Source organism: Sedimentitalea todarodis, from assembly GCF_032595355.1.
GTDB lineage: Bacteria > Pseudomonadota > Alphaproteobacteria > Rhodobacterales > Rhodobacteraceae > Sedimentitalea > Sedimentitalea todarodis.
Genome location: NZ_JASMWN010000001.1, coordinates 188,469 through 203,966, shown reverse-complemented (window position 1 = coordinate 203,966; position 15,498 = coordinate 188,469). Strand labels below are relative to the sequence as shown.

Here is a 15,498-nt window from a genome sequence, read left to right as displayed (position 1 = left end):
AGCTTATCGGCCGAAGCGTTTATTGATCGATACAACATCTGCGCGGCGCATCGGTGCCGGCACCACTACGCCTCGAAGGTCAGCGTGACCCGGTCACCGGAAAACCACGTCCTGCCATATTCGACCGGAACCCCCGCGCCATCGATGTTCACGCTGGTTGTACGCAGCAGCGGGTCGCCCTCCCTCACCTGAAGATGCAGGGCTTGCGTGGCATCGGCCAGCACAGCGGTCAGCCGCGTGGCGGCACGCGTGTAGTCCAGGATGCCAACCCGGCGCAGCGCATCGGTCACGCTGCTTGTCTCGCCAAGCGCGCCGTCGATCCCCTCGAGACGCTCCAGCGGAAACACGCTCTCAAACACCGCCACAGGCAATCCATCGGCAAGCGACAGACCGTGGTAGGCGCAGACATTTTTCCCGGCGACAATTCTAAGCGCATCCGCCTCGCCCATCGTGCCCGCGCGTATTTCGATCTGAAGGACACGTTTGCGTGGAATTCGCCCTGCCGCCAGAAGGTTTTCGTGAAAGCGGACCCGCTGCCCGATCGGATAAGTGGCCGGTGCCGCCGCCACGAATGCACCGGAACCGCGTCGCGTCCGGACAAACCCGGCCTTTACCAGGTCTGAAAGAGCGTGGCGCACCGTGTGGCGGTTGACCCCGAAACGCGCCGCCAGCGTGGCTTCGGTCGGCAGCTTGTCACCCGGCCCATAGCGGCCCTCGGTAATATCGCCCAGCAAGGCACTGGCAATCGCGCGCCAGACAGGTGTGCGTGGACGGTCATGTTCAACCAAACTCTCGAAAACTCCGCTGTCCAAAATCGTCGAATCTGTTATGATATGTCTAGTTGTATAGTATTCAGAAAAGTTGTCGATATGGAAGAGGCCGAGCGCGAATGCCGGATGGCCCTGACGGTCAAAGCGATCAACGGGTGTCTGCCGGGTCTTTTCGATCAGAGCGGACCCCGGCCCAACGGCACACCCGTACATCCTGACCGCTGGGCGACATTCATCGTCAATGTCGAAACCTTGACCAGCGGCACCCGCACCATCAGCGCCCTGAAAATCCGCAACACAATGGCATTGTCTCGACCTGACGTCGCAGCACGAGCCTGTGTTCGTTGGCGTGAGTTTGGTGCCCGGCAGTCCACACCAGAGCAAGCCGCATGAGCAACTGGCGCCTCATCGTGATCGTCGGGCCATCCGCTGTGGGCAAGGACAGTGTTCTTTCCGGTATCGCGGCCGCCAAGCCGGCCATCCGGCTCGTGCGCAGGGTCATAACCCGTGCGCCGGAGCTCGGAGGCGAGGACTACGACTCTGTTACAGCCGAAGAGTTTGGCATACGGGTTGAAAGCGGCGCGTTTTGCCTGACCTGGCAAGCGCACGGGCTGCTTTACGGCATTCCCGCCGATGTTCTGACGGATGTTGGATTGGGGGCAACATGCATCGCTAATTTATCACGGTCCGCGCTGACCCAGGCGGTGCGCATCTTTCCTGATCTGCGCGTGCTCAACATAACCGCCAGCCCCTCGGTTCTGGCCAGCCGGCTGACCAAACGCGGCCGCGAAAGCGAAGGTGAAATCAAGCGCCGGCTTGCGCAGGCCGAAAAGCCGCTTACGGATGGCATCGACGTTGCCGAAATCCGCAATGACGGTCTGTTGACTGAAACGGTGGCGATGGCACTTGCAGCACTTTATCCGGTGAGGGCATAGCGTTGGATCATCTCGAACCGCCCATCCGCCCGCTCGCCCACCAACGCAATCGCGTCCATCACGAAAGGCTCGGGCAAGGCGGGAAGGTGCTCGGCGAGAATGCCCTGCCAGCGATCGACCTGATCGGGCGAAAGCCGGCCGGTCAACGTCATGTGAAAACGGAACTCGTCCATCACGTGAGGATAGCCCCATCGAACCAGCATCTTGTCCTGCCGCGCGGACAACCGCGACCTGCGGCGACGCGCAAGCTCGACCTCGGTTACAGGCGCGCGCAAGCTGTCGGGTTCACGCACACAGGTTGCTGCGATACGCGCGATCCCCTCGCTATCGCCCTTGGGCGTCAGCGCCAGAAACCGCCCGAGCCGCGACAACTGCAATCCATCGCATGTGGCAGGGGCACAGGATACAGCCATCGTCTCAACCGCCGCCGCGAGCCTGTCCGGGCCACACCCCTCCAACAATCGGAAAGGCGTTTTCAATGTGCCGTGAAAGCCGTATTTTTGCGGTGCCGCCGAAATGCCGTCAAGTCCTGGCAGGTGTGGCTGATCAACTGCACGACCAGACACCAGATCCCACCCCAGCCAACGCGCCCCGAAATCCGCCAACGCGCCTTCGGGCGGAACGAAGTAAATCGCAAAACGAGAATATGACATGAACTCTCCTCTTGATCCGACAGCCTTGCCAGATGCTGGTGACGGTTCCATGTCAGACGATCTATGCCTTGCCAATGCCCGTATCGTTCTGCGCGATGCCGTGATTACCGGCAGCATCACGATCGAACATGGGGAGATCACCCAAATCACCGAAGACGGCGCGTTGCCTGACGGAGCCATCGACTGCCGTGGCGATATTGTCATACCGGGGCTGGTCGAACTGCACACCGACAACCTCGAGCGCCATATCGAACCACGCCCCGAAGTCGATTGGCCGCATTTGCCCGCGATCCTGGCCCACGACAGCGAATTGGCGTCGACCGGGATCACCACAGTGTTCGATGCGCTGCGCGTCGGGTCTATCCACGGCGGAAAGGTGCGCTATGCTCCTTATGCCCGAACCCTCGCCAACGAGTTGCTGGAGGCACAGGCAGCGGGCCACCTGAAGATCAGCCATTTCCTGCACCTGCGTGCCGAAATCTGTTCGCAAACGCTGCTGGAGGAACTGGCCGAATTTGGCCCGGAAGACCGCGTCGGTATCCTGAGCCTGATGGATCACACGCCAGGTCAGCGACAGTTCCGCGACCTCATCGCGCTGAAAACATACCTCTCGAAAAAGCGCGGTTTCGACGATGCCGCGTTTGCAAAGCATGTGGCGAACCTGAAGTCGCTCCAGAAGACTCACGGCGAAAAGCACCTGGCCGGAGCGGTGACCGAAGCGCGCCGGCTGGGTGCAGCTCTGGCCAGCCATGATGACACGACCGCAGAGCAGGTCGCGGTCTCGGGCAGCCATGGTGTCGGCTTTGCCGAATTTCCCACAACGCGCGCGGCAGCGGCGGCCTGTCGGGAGCACGGCATGGCGGTGATGATGGGCGCGCCGAACATCATTCGCAACGGATCACACTCCGGCAATGTGGCCGCATGTGAACTGGCCGAGGCGGGGCTTCTCGATATCGTCTCATCCGACTACGTACCATCAGCCCTTCTGCTTTCCGCATTCCGGCTGGCTGACATTTGGCAGGATTTGCCCCGAGCGTTATCCTGCGTAACACAGAACCCGGCCAAAGCCGCGGGCCTGACCGATCGCGGGCGGCTGGAATCCGGGTTGCGCGGCGACGTCGTGCGAGTCGGCCTGGCCGGAAAAGCGCCACTGGTGCGCGCGGTCTGGAGCCGTGGCCAGCGCGTCAGCTGAGACAGCCCAAGGCCCGCAGGTCAATACTGCCAACGCCGAACCGACCTGTCTCGACTGGCACCTGAGAACCTCCCCTACACAGCAGCACTGCGACTGCGGCCAATGTTTTGCCCGAGATGGCTGTTCTCCTTGTTGTGCCTTCAGAACGAGATGTATAAGAGCCGTAGCATCGCGGATCGGTGGCCGAGCGGTCGAAGGCACCAGTCTTGAAAACTGGCGTGCGTGAAAGCGTACCGTGGGTTCGAATCCCACCCGATCCGCCACAATGCCCCTCTAAATCTATGTTTTATCATAGAATTTTTGCGGTCTTGCCCTGGTGTTCCCACATCCATTCCCACACATGTCGCGCGTTTCAAGGCCCTCAATCCTCCAGCAAATCGCCATCCCTTTCGCCGGTGATCAGGCGGCGCTGGGTGTCGCGGTCGATTTGGCCGTAGCTGCGCAGGGTCGTCAAAACGTCCGTGTGGCCGAGGTTTTGCGACAAGGCCACCAATTCCGCCACCGACTTGCTGGTTTTCGCGCCGTGGCGGGCCAGCATGTGACGGAAGGCGTGCGGGCCAAAGGCTGGGAGTTTGGCCGCCGCAAAGGCTCCGTTGACGATCTTGCGGACGGGTTCCGAGGTCTTCCAAGCGCGCCGCTCGAATCCATGCGCAGCGAATCCCGTGTTGGACTGGGGGGTAATCGCTGTTGCCGGAAAGAGCGGATCGTCAGGCCCGAACAGCGCCTCGTCTTCGAGGTGGGTCATCCATGCAGCCAGCGCGGCTTCGGCCTCCGAGAAGTCCTTGGCAAAGAAGGTGTGCAGGCTTTTGCCAAATTTGGTCGCAACCTCGCGCGGGTTTTGCGTGACGGATTTTTCCTCCAGATCAACGTGCTTGAGCCGCAATGAAATCAGCGCCCCCACGCGCACGCCCGTCAGACAGAGCAGCGCGAAGATCGCCTTGTCGCGCTTCTCGCGCGGGGTCGTGTCGGGCATCAAGGCCAGCGCCCGTTTGGCCTGTTTGATGCCCGGTGCAGCGCGTGGCGGGGCGGCGCGGGCTTCGGCCTCGTCCCGGCGCGACAGCTTGAAATAGTCTGCATCCACCGCCCTGATCCGACTGCGGAAACCGTCCTGCTGCGACAGCCAGAGCGTGAACTCGCGCATCGTCGCCAGAATGGCGCGCAATGTCGATTTGCTCAAAGGGCTACCGCTCGCGCCCTTCGCTGTCTCAAGATGCGTGCGAAAGCCCATGGCCCACTCGATGTGGAACCGCGCGAAATCCTTTCGCCCGTTCCAGACGTCGAAGCGCTCCAACGCCGCCAATTCCCGATCCAGCGATTTATCGGACAGTTGGCGCGCATATTTGCGATAGTCGATGAACTGACGCTTCAGGCGTTCGTTCTTTTCATTCGGTCGTTTGCCCATGATGGCCTCCGTTCAGTTGGTCGTGCGGAAGATGGGGAGCGCAGCCGCACCCCGGTTTTTGTGAGTGGATTTCTCGAAAGCATGGACGCGACGGGTTCCCGGACCTGAACCCCTGAACTTTGCACCGCCCGCCTTCCGAAACGGCGCACGATTTGGGCGCATTCCGCAGCGCACCGCCGCCTGCCTTGAACAGGAAAAACACGGGGGCATCTGTCCACCTCCTTAATGTGTCCTAGTGCCGCGTAATTTTGAGGTCGAGTGTCCGGGCAATTTGGGGAATCAAGGCTTGGGAGACGGGCTTGGAAACAACCGTTCCGCAGGCCTCACAGAGCGCTGTCATCTTTGCGCGGCCACTGGCGACGTCACAGTCAGCCATGCCTTCCGCCGCCCTCCGTTCTGCCCGGCAACAAACGCAATAGAATGTGTCGATCCGGGTTTTGACCGACCGCTTGCCGCGTTGCGATTTGATGTGGTCGCGCAGGTCGTCGCCCCGGATGAGCGCAGGGCGCACACCGTCCATGACCGGAAGGCCGTCCGCCGCCCAATTTCGGATGGTGCGAGGGGTGACGCCGGATGCCTCCGCCGCCTCCTCGAAAGTGTAACAGCGGAAGGCCTTAATCCCGTTAAGGCGCGCTTTTTTCGGCATATCGCGCCCTCACTCGCTCGCCGGGGTTTCGTTGCGTTTCAGCCAATCCCGCAGGGCGTCCAGGGTAATCAACCGGCGCGTGCCGATCTTGACGCTTTTCAGCTCACCTGACGACAGCGCGGCATAAAGTGTGGTGCGTCCGATGCTGCAAAGGCGCGCGGCCTCGTTGGGGGAAACCGCAAGGATTTGCGCGGCTTGGTTGATCAATTCCGGTGTGTTCGTCATAGCTCATTCTCCTTTGTAAGAGCATGAGCGGACGTTGCCGGACGCGTGGTGGTTCAAAACAGAGATGAGGTTTTGAACCAGTTATGAACCCCCGCGCGCTTCTCTGATGTAGCGCTTTATTGCGGAGCCTGACGGTATGGAACGATTTGGATATTTGGCCTTGAATGCGGTTCGCACTTCGCCAGCTTCGGCGTTGACACCTTCAACCGCCGTACCATCGCTAATACGGCCTACGATCAAGGGCTTGAGCAAGTCCCCATGCGCGCTCGGACGTCCACCAGGGTTCTTGCGGGGCGAGCCTGCCAAAACGCCGGGATCGGCAATAACGCTTAGCGCGCCAGTTGTGATGTCAATCTCGGTAAGGTCATCAAAGCGCACCGTCGCCAAGCCAGCCATCGGCAAAGCCCCCTGAGCCGTCACCACAAGCCGCCATTCCGACCGGGCTTCACGCCCCAAGGCATCTTGTAACACGCGCGCATCGTCTTCAGTCTCTAAGGTCGGGTGAAAGTAGAGCATCACCGTCGCAGCGTCGGTTTGGGCCGCGCCGATCCGCCACGTCTCACCAAAAATGCTGGACGATTTGCGTTGCCGACATCCAAGGGCTTCGGCCAAGCGGTCAATCAACTTTGGAATGTCCGGCGAAAACACGGCTAAACGCGCGGCGACGAGGGGCAGGAAACCGAGGTCCGGGCAGTAATACCCATACATATCCGCCTCATAGACAACCGGCGCGGAATGCGGCGCGTCACACTCATCGCAAACCACCGAAGTCAAAACGCCCGCTTCGCTAAGATAACCATGGCGGACCAGAACCGCAAAGCCATCGTCGTCGCCAAAATCTGTGGAAACTTTACCGCCTTGGGCAATAATCTCGCAAAGCCGCGTCGTTGCGGTCACTCGATTACCTCAAACAACTCGGCCTTGGTCGGTGGCGGGTCCAACAACTCCCAGCGTTCCAACAGGTCAAAAACAAATGCCCGCTCCGCCTCGGTCTTGTTCGGTACGCTCGTCGTGTTGGGCGTGCGCAGGGTCACAGTCAGAACATGGCCCTTTTTGCCATCGCGAGGCGCTTTGAAAATGCGCAAGGTTGCCGCAACAATCTGCCAGCCTGCGGCCTGCAATGGCGACGCTACCCCAAACCGTCGTTTCAGGAATTGATAGAGAGACTCATCCTCACCGCGCTTTTCGGCCATCAAGAATGCCCCATCCGTTGACCGAAAAGACAGCGAAGACACCTCGACACGTTCAATTCCATCCGCCGGTACGGTCGTCAATTCCGGCGCGCTGCGCAGCACTTCTAGACGAACATTGCGACGGGGCACTTGGACGGGCGGCTTGGACTGCGGCGCAAAGTGTTTGGAAAAGGCTTGCAGATACTTGTCGCGGATTTTGTGGCCACCTTTGGCGCAAATCTCGACGATCCGTTCCTTGGGATCACAAACAACACCGACCTCAAGAACCTTTTGCCGCGTGTGCCGCTCAAGGCTTGTTTCGCCAAACGCCAATTCGCTTTCCGCATGATCCTCAACATAAATGGTGGCTTGGGTCAGTTTTATCTCCGCGCCGGTTGCCGGATCAATTCGCACCGGGTGAAACCAATCAGCATCGCGTTTTCGATGCGGGGGCAATTTCAGAATATCGATCATTTCGTCCAAGAACGCATTTTGCGCACTTTGTTGATCGAGAACCCAAGGCTTGCCATCATCGAGGAATTGGAAGCGCGCCCATTGCTTGCCACCGGATTTGCGCAGGTAGGACGCCTGCACCTGAACCCGTTCGATCATCACGCGGTTATACTCAGTCACAAGCATCAACAAGACGTCTTCCACGCCCTCGCAGCCCTCCAGATCGACGCCTTCCCCGGCGCAAACATGCGCCACGCCGCTCATACCATCGTCAGAAGCAAGTTCGGCCAAAAGCTCCAACTCAGCTTTCACAGCGTCTTGTTGCGCGTCAGGCAGGCCTGCTATCAGCGCTTCAATCGAGCGTACAAATACCGCGCCGCGCCCATCACTGGTCCAATTGAAATCGCCTTCCGCATGAACGCCGCGCGCAGCTAGAAAAGCCCTCAACCGCCCCGAAGGAGATTTCCGAATGAAAGTACTAAATGAAGCCATATCTTGCGCCTGATCAAATAACTTTCCCGAAATATGGGGTTCGCAGGCGTCCTGCGCAAGTTGTTTGCGTTCAAAAATGACACCCAAAACTATCAAGAGGCATTGTGAACCGTCAAATTCCTCTGTTACTTTTTGCACCAAATAGAAATTGAAAGAACCCCTTCACATGGCCCAAAATACCCGCTCCGCAGATCTCGATTTTGCGGCTGACCTTTTCAAAGCCGCCGACAAAATGCGCGGTGGCCTTGAGCCGTCGGAATACAAACACGTCGCGCTGGGCCTGATCTTCCTCAAATACATCTCCGAAGCCTTCCAGGCGATGTACGATCAACTCAGCGAAGATGAATTTGCTGATCCCGAAGACCCCGAGGAATACCTCGCTGAAAACGTCTTCTGGGTTCCGGAGACTGCCCGCTGGTCGCACATCCAGAAAAATGCCCGGTCTGAGAACATAGGCAAAATCATCGACGACGCGATGGAGGCCATCGAGGCAGAACCCACCAACGAAACCCTCAAGGGCGTCCTGCCCAAGAACTACGCCCGTCCCACACTGGACAAGACCATGCTGGGCGAGCTGGTGGACCTCTTCTCAAACATCAAAATGCACGACAGCGCGGACCGCGCGCGCGACCTCTTGGGCCGGGTTTACGAATACTTCATCAGCGGGTTCGCCAGCGCCGAAGGCAAGCGCGGCGGCGAGTTCTTCACGCCCCGCTCCGTCGTGCGCACCCTCGTTGAAATGCTCGAACCCTATCAGGGGCGCGTCTACGACCCGTGCTGCGGCTCCGGCGGCATGTTCATCCAATCCGAGAAGTTCATCGAGGAACACGGCGGCAACCCGCTGAACCTCTCAGTCTACGGGCAAGAGATCAACCACACCACCTGGCGGCTCGCCAAGATGAACCTTGCCGTTCATGGCATTGACGCCGCCATCGAATGGGACAGCGCGGGCAGCTTCCATAAGGACGCGCATCCGGGGCTAAAGGCCGACTACATCCTCGCCAACCCGCCCTTCAACATCTCGGATTGGGGCGGCGACCGGCTGACCGAGGACGACCGCTGGCAATACGGCATCCCACCCAAGGGCAACGCCAACTTCGCGTGGATACAGCACATCATCCACCATCTCGCCCCGCGCGGCCATGCCGGGGTGGTGCTGGCCAATGGGTCCATGTCGTCACAAGCGAGCGGCGAGGGCGAGATCAGGAAACACCTGATCGAGGAAGACCGCGTCGATTGCATGGTCGCCATGCCGGGGCAGCTGTTTTATTCCACGCAGATTCCCGTCTGCCTCTGGATTTTAAGCCGAGACAAATCAGCCAATGGGTTTCGCGACCGGCGCGGAGAGGTGCTGTTCATCGACGCCCGCAACATAGGGCATATGGTGGACCGTGTGCGGCGCGAGTTCTCGGACGAGAACATCGAAAAGATCGCAGGCACCTATCGCCGCTGGCGCGCCAAGCCCGAGACGTTAGAGGAGAAAGGCTGGGAGGCCTATGCCGACGTTCAGGGTTTCTGCAAATCCGAAGATCTGGAGATCATAAGGAAATATGACCATGTGCTGACGCCGGGACGGTATGTCGGCGCTGCCGAGGTCGAAGCGGATAATGTGCCGTTTGCGGATCGTTTTCAGTCCTTGAGCGCCAAACTAGATCGGCAATTCTCAACAGCTCTGAGTTTAGAGGCCGATATACGGCTAGGGTTGGCGGGCGTTCAAGAAAATGACTAGTTGGACAACTGCATACCTAGAAGACTGCCTTGATGCTTTGCTCGACTATCGGGGCAAAAGCCCAAAAAAGGCTCCCACAGGCATTCCTGTACTCTCTGCCAAAGTGGTAAAGACCGATGGTCTCCTTCGACCAATAGAACAGACAATCGCGCCCGATTACTATAAAGAATGGATGGTCCGAGGGCTTCCTGCTGTTAGCGACGTGGTGATGACCACCGAAGCCCCGTTGGGCGAGGTTATCCAACTGGACGACGAGAGTGCCACCTACGCGCTTGGTCAGCGGATCGTCTGTATGCGAGGAAAAGAAGGCGTCCTCGATAGTACCTATCTTCGCTATGCTCTCGTGTCTCCACAGCAACAAGCCAATCTGGCTGCTAGCGCCACAGGAACAACTGTTCTTGGGATTAGCCAAAAGGCACTTCGGCGCATTGAGATTTCCTTTCCTGATTTTGCTGAGCAACGAAGAATTGGCGGCTTGCTTGCCAAAGTCGATGACAAAATCGAGCTGAACCGGCGGATGAATGAGACGTTGGAAGAGATGGCGCGGGCGTTGTTCCGGGATTGGTTCGTCGATTTCGGCCCCACCCGCCGCCAGATGGAAGGCGCACCCGACCCCGCCGCCATCATGGGCCACGCCTTCCCCGCATCAAGAGCGGCTGAACTCGCCCCCCTCTTCCCCGCAAAGCTGGGGGAGGATGGCTTGCCAGAGGAGTGGGTTTCGCGAGCGCTGGGCGATACGGTAACGGTTAAACGAGGTGGTTCTCCTCGCCCGATCAAGGACTTCATTCGACCTTCGGGTATACCATGGGTCAAAATTGCAGATGCAACTAGGTGCAATGGCCCCAACCTTTTCGTAACGCGAGAGTTCATCAAGGAAGAGGGTCTCAAGAAAACGGTAGAGTTGCAGCCCGGCTCATTGATTTTATCGAACAGCGCCACACCCGGCTTGCCCAAGTTCCTCAGGCTTCGCGCCTGCATTCACGATGGTTGGCTTTATTTCCCGGACACCGGAGGTCTGTCTAACGAGTTCCTCTACCTTGCTTTCTTGCACTTCAAAGAAGCAATCGTCTCGCAAGCTACAGGGAGCGTTTTTAACAACCTAAAGACCGACGTCTTGAAACGCCAAAAGTTTGTCTTCCCGCCCGATCAAGTCCTAGCGGTGTTTGATGGAGTGGTTGGACCGTTGTTTGAGAAAATTCTGGCCAACGAACAAGAAAACCAAACCCTCGCCGAAATGCGCGACCTCCTCCTGCCCAAACTCATGTCCGGCGAAATCCGCCTGAAAGATGCCGAGGAATGCGCGGAATGAGCAGGACTGAAAGGCCGTCCATGGAAACGGCAGAAGAGAGGCGTAGGCGCGCAGCCAAACGCGCCTACTTGGATGCGTTGCCAAAGCATCCTGAGTTTGTGCTTCCCAATGACAAGATTGACGGACTTCTCCCGTCGGCAAAAGTCGTTAGTTGGGAAGAACTCCTGAAAATCCTGCAAGGCCCAGACTTCAAGAAAACAAAGAACGATCTCGTCTACCGGGGCCATGCTGGCCATGACTGGCAGCTGTCCTCGACCCTTGGCCGATTGTTTGATGGAGGCGACATTCCTTCGGACAAACGCACAAAGCTGCTCCGTCAATTCAAGTTGTCGATGCGCGGGCGCGGGTATGACCTTGGGCCGCTCCAAACCGAGGAGGAGATTTGGGCGGTAGGGCAGCACAATGGGTTGAAAACGCCGCTGCTTGACTGGACGAGGTCGCCTTTCGTGGCATTGTTTTTCGCCTTTTCCAAATATCAAAACCAGACAGACACGGAAAACAATCCGTCTCGCGCACTCTTCTGCATGAACAAAACGAAGCTGGAAGAGGACTTGGGCGAAGATTTTGTCGACGAGTTATTCTTGGAACCGGAAGACCACCGCAACTCTCGGTTGGTTAACCAGTCGGGCCTCTTCACCATTGCGCCGGACGGCCAGGACAACTTGGTGTCATTGATCGTCAACAGGCTGGATGACGCAGAGTTGTTGGGATCGGTCGATGAGACCTCAATTGACGACGGGATGACTGATTTTATTGCGGCTGCCGATGCAGCGCTTAGTCAAACGACTGTCGAAGGTCCCGATACACCGCAAATCACCTTTTCCGTTAGCGACCGAAAGCGGGCCAAATTGCTTGCTCGCTATGTCTTCAAACTTCACATCCCCAATTCGATCAATGATCGAAAAGGGTGCCTCGAAGCGCTGAGGCAGATGAACATTCACCACGGCAACCTGTTTCCTGATCCCGGTGGAGCGTCTGAGTTCTGCAATGATTGGCTTGAACGCTTGTTGGAGGATGAGAAGTTTGAAGTCGCCGAAGAAGAAAAAAAGCAGGATGATCGCAAAATTGCGGCTGCTTTGAAGACTGAGAGAACGGTCGACATTGCAGGCGACGTCTCCAATCTATTGAGCGCTTTTTTGGTGCTGGAAACGGGCGAAGAGAGGGATTTTGCGCAAGGGATTGAGAACGCGGTCCAGCAGGCATCTTCATTGGATTGGCAAAAGTTCCCAAGCAAACGCATTGTCGTCAAACGCGCGATAGCCCAAGCTATTGCCCGAGGACCGGGCGACATCAAGGCAGATCGAAAGATCGACGATTTGATCGACTTGCTTTTGAAGAAATATTCCAGCGCCGAGGAGACAACGCCTTGAGCTTCACCGAAGACCTCGTCGAACAAGTCGCCCTTGGCATCCTTCAAGACCTTGGTTGGCGGTATGAAGACCCGGTCTCCATCGCCCCCGATGGGCCGGAGCGGCAGCGGGTGTCGAACGGGGATGTGGTTCTACCGAGCCTGTTGGAGGAGGCCGCAAAGCGCCTGAATCCCGACATCCCCGAGGAGGCCTTGCAGGCCGCGTTGAAACAGGTGCAGATCATCGAAACTCCCTCTCTGATCGAAGAAAACAGACGCATTCATCGCATGCTGGTCGATGGCATCGACGTGGAATACCGCCGCCCTGATGGGTCCATCAAAGGCGACAAGGTCCGGCTGATCGATTTTGCCACGCCCGCCAACAATGATTTCATGGTGACCAATCAGTTCACCGTGGTCGAGACGGGCCACAATCGCCGCCCGGACGTGGTGGCCTTTGTCAATGGTCTGCCTTTGGTGGTGATCGAGCTGAAGAACGCGGCCAGCGAAAATGCGACGATTGAGGACGCGTTCAACCAGCTCCAGACCTACAAGGCGCAAATCCCGTCGCTCTTCCGCACCAATGCGGCGCTGATCACATCTGACGGGCTTCTGGCGCGTGCTGGATCACTGAGCGCCGGAGAGGATCGTTTCATGCCATGGCGTACCGTGACGGGCGCGCAGGACGATTTCACACCCGAAGGCCCAAAGGAAATGGACACGCTGCTGCGCGGCATGATGCAGCCCGAACGTCTGTTGCAGCTCGTGCGCGATTTCACCGTGTTCGGCGACAAGGGCGACGGTGTGTTCAAGATCATCGGCGGCTATCACCAGTTTCACGGCGCGCGAAAGGCGCTGGCCAAAGCGATTGACGCAGTAAGCGCTGAGGGGGACCGCAAGGTCGGGGTGATCTGGCACACGCAAGGGTCGGGAAAGAGCTTCTTGATGGCGTTCTTTGCGGGGCTTATGGTGCGTGCGCCCGAGTTGCAGAACCCGACGATCCTTGTGGTTACAGATAGGAACGACCTGGACGACCAGCTTTTTGGGACGTTTTCGCTTTGCCGCGACCTTATCCGTCAAACCCCAGACCAGATCGCGGACCGTAACGACTTGCGCGAACAGCTGAACCGGCAATCGGGTGGCGTGATTTTTTCAACACTGCAAAAGTTCTCGCCCGAGAAAGGGGAAGAAGATTTCCCCAAGCTGTCGGACCGGCGGAATATTATTGTGATCGCGGACGAAGCGCACCGCAGCCAATATGGGTTTGATGCAAAACTGGATCGCTCCACTGGCGCACGCAAATATGGTTATGCGCACTATTTGAGGCAGGCTTTGCCGAACGCGTCGTTTGCGGGATTTACGGGGACGCCAATTGAAGCCGCCGATGTAAACACGCCTGCGGTTTTCGGCGAGTATGTTGATATTTACGACATCAGCCGTGCCGTCGAGGATAAGGCAACGGTCCCGATATACTATGAAAGCCGACTTGCGCGTGTCGAACTGGAGCAAGAGAAGCTCCCCGAGATAGACGTTGCTGTTGATGCGCTGTTCGACGACGAAACGCTATCGGAGCAGGAAAAAGCCAAGTCGAGCTGGACGAGCGTCGAAAGGCTTGTCGGCGCGCCTCCAAGGCTTGAGAAGGTCGCGCAGGACATCGTCTCGCACTTTGAGGACCGGCTGGAGGTGTTGACGGGTAAGGGCATGGTAGTTTGCATGAGCCGCTCAATTTGCGTGGACCTTTATCAGAAAATTACCTCGCTGCGCCCAGATTGGCATTCAGACGACGACAAAGAAGGCCAAGTCAAAGTTGTGATGACCGGGGCGGCCTCGGACCCTTTGGAATGGCAATCTCATATTGGCAGCAAGGCGCGTCGTGATCTGTTGGCCAAGCGGGCGCGCGACCCTGACGATCCGCTGAAACTGGTCATCGTACGCGATATGTGGCTGACCGGCTTTGATGCGCCAAGTATGCATACGATGTATATTGATAAACCGATGCGCGGCCACGGCCTAATGCAGGCCATTGCGCGCGTGAACCGAGTGTTCAAAGACAAACCGGGTGGCTTGGTGGTCGATTACATCGGGATCGGCCAAAACCTCAAAAAGGCTCTGCAAAACTATACAGCCACAGACCGCGAACAAACAGGCATAGACGAAGAAGAAGCGGTTGCTGCCCTCCAAGAGCTTGTCGAAAGGTGCAGGGACTTCTTTTCTGGCTTTGACTACCAGTCTGGAATTTCTGGCCTGCCGAATGAACGCTTGCAAGCCCTCGCCGGAGCCATCGAGTGGACATTGGAAAAGCAAAAAGCCCGAGCCGATCAAGCCTCAGATGTCAAGGCAAAGAAAGCCGAGCTGAGCTACTATGCCGATCTTGTGGCGAACCTGTCAAAGGCGTTTGCCTTGGCATCCGCCAGTGACTACGCGCAATCCGTCAAAGAGGAGGTGGGGTTCTTTCAAGCCATCCGCGCTGCCTTGTCCAAGACTTCCCCCAAAACGGGCATAAGCAAACGCGAGAAAGAGTTTGCCGTTGGGCAACTAATTTCCGAGGCCATCGCAGACGCGACGATCATCGACGTACTCGCGGCTGCCGGATTGAAAACGCCTGAGATTTCTGTGCTGTCCGAAGAGTTCCTCGCAGAAATCCAGACCATGGATCAAAAGAACCTCGCGCTGGAAGCGTTGAAAAAGCTTTTGTCGGGCGAAATCAAAGCCCGTGAAAAGCGCAATGTGGTTGAGGCCAAGGCATTTTCCGAGCGCCTACAGGCAGCGGTCGCGCGCTACCATGCCAACGCCATCACCAGTCTTGAAATGATCCAAGAACTGATCGACATGGCTAAAGACATGAAGGTCTCGGTGCAACGCGGCGATGACCTTGGCCTAAGTGAAGAAGAACTGGCATTTTATGATGCACTCGCGCAGAACGAAAGTGCGATGGATGTCCTCGGAAATGACGAACTGCGCAAAATCGCTCACGTGCTCGTTGAACAACTCCAGAAGAACGTCACCGTGGATTGGCAGCGCAAAGAAAGCGCGCGCGCCAAGCTCAGGATTCTTGTGCGGCGCATTTTGAAAAAGTACGGCTACCCGCCGGACTTGGCACCGGCGGCCATCAACTTGGTTCTTAGCCAAGCCGAAACGCTATTGCGCTGGCAAGCTCCATAGTAGCAGATAA

General features: G+C 57.8%; 14 protein-coding genes and 1 tRNA gene. 8 read left to right on the top strand and 7 right to left on the bottom strand.

Going from position 1 to position 15,498, the window contains the following annotated elements; genetic code table 11:
• Window positions 1-65: 65 nt before the first annotated feature.
• Window positions 66-788: a phosphonate metabolism transcriptional regulator PhnF gene (gene phnF / locus QO231_RS00970; protein WP_316772192.1), complete on the bottom strand. Its 723-nt coding sequence runs from the start codon at window positions 786-788 to the stop codon at window positions 66-68.
• Between phnF and QO231_RS00965 the strand changes: the two genes are divergently transcribed.
• Both QO231_RS00965 and phnN read left to right on the top strand, forming a co-directional pair.
• A complete protein-coding gene (locus tag QO231_RS00965; protein WP_316772190.1) occupies window positions 777-1,163 on the top strand; it encodes a hypothetical protein in 387 nt (128 codons plus the stop codon). The two genes, phnF and QO231_RS00965, sit on opposite strands and share 12 nt — an antisense overlap.
• The gene (gene phnN, locus QO231_RS00960) at window positions 1,160-1,705 is read left to right on the top strand and encodes a phosphonate metabolism protein/1,5-bisphosphokinase (PRPP-forming) PhnN (RefSeq protein ID WP_316772188.1); all 546 of its coding nucleotides are present in this window, start codon (window positions 1,160-1,162) and stop codon (window positions 1,703-1,705) included. The genes QO231_RS00965 and phnN overlap by 4 nt, the downstream gene beginning before the upstream one ends.
• Here the strand turns inward: phnN and QO231_RS00955 are convergent.
• A complete protein-coding gene (locus QO231_RS00955; protein WP_316772185.1) occupies window positions 1,687-2,358 on the bottom strand; it encodes a DUF1045 domain-containing protein in 672 nt (223 codons plus the stop codon). The genes phnN and QO231_RS00955 overlap by 19 nt on opposite strands.
• Here QO231_RS00955 and QO231_RS00950 point away from each other — a divergent pair.
• Together QO231_RS00950 and QO231_RS00945 are read left to right on the top strand one after the other, a co-directional pair.
• Window positions 2,357-3,550: an alpha-D-ribose 1-methylphosphonate 5-triphosphate diphosphatase gene (locus QO231_RS00950; protein ID WP_394356552.1), complete on the top strand. Its 1,194-nt coding sequence runs from the start codon at window positions 2,357-2,359 to the stop codon at window positions 3,548-3,550. The genes QO231_RS00955 and QO231_RS00950 overlap by 2 nt on opposite strands.
• A 173-nt stretch (window positions 3,551-3,723) precedes the next feature.
• A tRNA-Ser gene (locus QO231_RS00945) sits at window positions 3,724-3,813 on the top strand.
• Window positions 3,814-3,911: 98 nt separating this feature from the next.
• On the opposite strand, the gene QO231_RS00940 is transcribed toward QO231_RS00945, so the two are convergent.
• From QO231_RS00940 to QO231_RS00920, 5 genes are all read right to left on the bottom strand, one after another.
• Window positions 3,912-4,952 (bottom strand): tyrosine-type recombinase/integrase, encoded by a 1,041-nt coding sequence (locus tag QO231_RS00940; RefSeq protein WP_316772183.1) that lies wholly within the window; start codon window positions 4,950-4,952, stop codon window positions 3,912-3,914.
• A 232-nt stretch (window positions 4,953-5,184) separates the two neighbouring features.
• A complete protein-coding gene (locus QO231_RS00935; RefSeq protein WP_316772180.1) occupies window positions 5,185-5,598 on the bottom strand; it encodes a helix-turn-helix domain-containing protein in 414 nt (137 codons plus the stop codon).
• A 9-nt stretch (window positions 5,599-5,607) separates the two neighbouring features.
• Window positions 5,608-5,823, bottom strand: coding sequence for a helix-turn-helix domain-containing protein (locus tag QO231_RS00930; RefSeq protein ID WP_316772178.1), 216 nt, complete (start codon window positions 5,821-5,823; stop codon window positions 5,608-5,610).
• Between the two features lie 81 nt (window positions 5,824-5,904).
• Window positions 5,905-6,720 carry a hypothetical protein gene (locus QO231_RS00925; protein WP_316772175.1) on the bottom strand — a complete coding sequence of 272 codons (816 nt, stop codon included), beginning with the start codon at window positions 6,718-6,720 and terminating at the stop codon, window positions 5,905-5,907.
• Window positions 6,717-8,081 (bottom strand): hypothetical protein, encoded by a 1,365-nt coding sequence (locus QO231_RS00920; RefSeq protein ID WP_316772173.1) that lies wholly within the window; start codon window positions 8,079-8,081, stop codon window positions 6,717-6,719. The genes QO231_RS00925 and QO231_RS00920 overlap by 4 nt, the downstream gene beginning before the upstream one ends.
• Before the next feature lie 25 nt (window positions 8,082-8,106).
• On the opposite strand from QO231_RS00920, the gene QO231_RS00915 reads away from it, so the two are divergent.
• From QO231_RS00915 to QO231_RS00900, 4 genes are read left to right on the top strand one after another with little or no spacing between them, the layout of a single operon-like run.
• Window positions 8,107-9,669 carry a class I SAM-dependent DNA methyltransferase gene (locus QO231_RS00915; RefSeq protein WP_316772170.1) on the top strand — a complete coding sequence of 521 codons (1,563 nt, stop codon included), beginning with the start codon at window positions 8,107-8,109 and terminating at the stop codon, window positions 9,667-9,669.
• Complete coding sequence (locus tag QO231_RS00910) at window positions 9,662-10,978, top strand: restriction endonuclease subunit S (RefSeq protein ID WP_316772166.1); 1,317 nt, start codon at window positions 9,662-9,664, stop codon at window positions 10,976-10,978. Before QO231_RS00915 ends, QO231_RS00910 begins: the two co-directional genes overlap by 8 nt.
• On the top strand, window positions 10,975-12,348 hold the full coding sequence (locus QO231_RS00905) for an FRG domain-containing protein (protein ID WP_316772163.1): 1,374 nt from the start codon (window positions 10,975-10,977) through the stop codon (window positions 12,346-12,348). The genes QO231_RS00910 and QO231_RS00905 overlap by 4 nt, the downstream gene beginning before the upstream one ends.
• Window positions 12,345-15,488, top strand: a complete 3,144-nt coding sequence (locus QO231_RS00900) for a type I restriction endonuclease subunit R (protein WP_316773045.1) — start codon at window positions 12,345-12,347, stop codon at window positions 15,486-15,488. The genes QO231_RS00905 and QO231_RS00900 overlap by 4 nt, the downstream gene beginning before the upstream one ends.
• The last annotated feature ends 10 nt before the right edge of the window (window positions 15,489-15,498 follow it).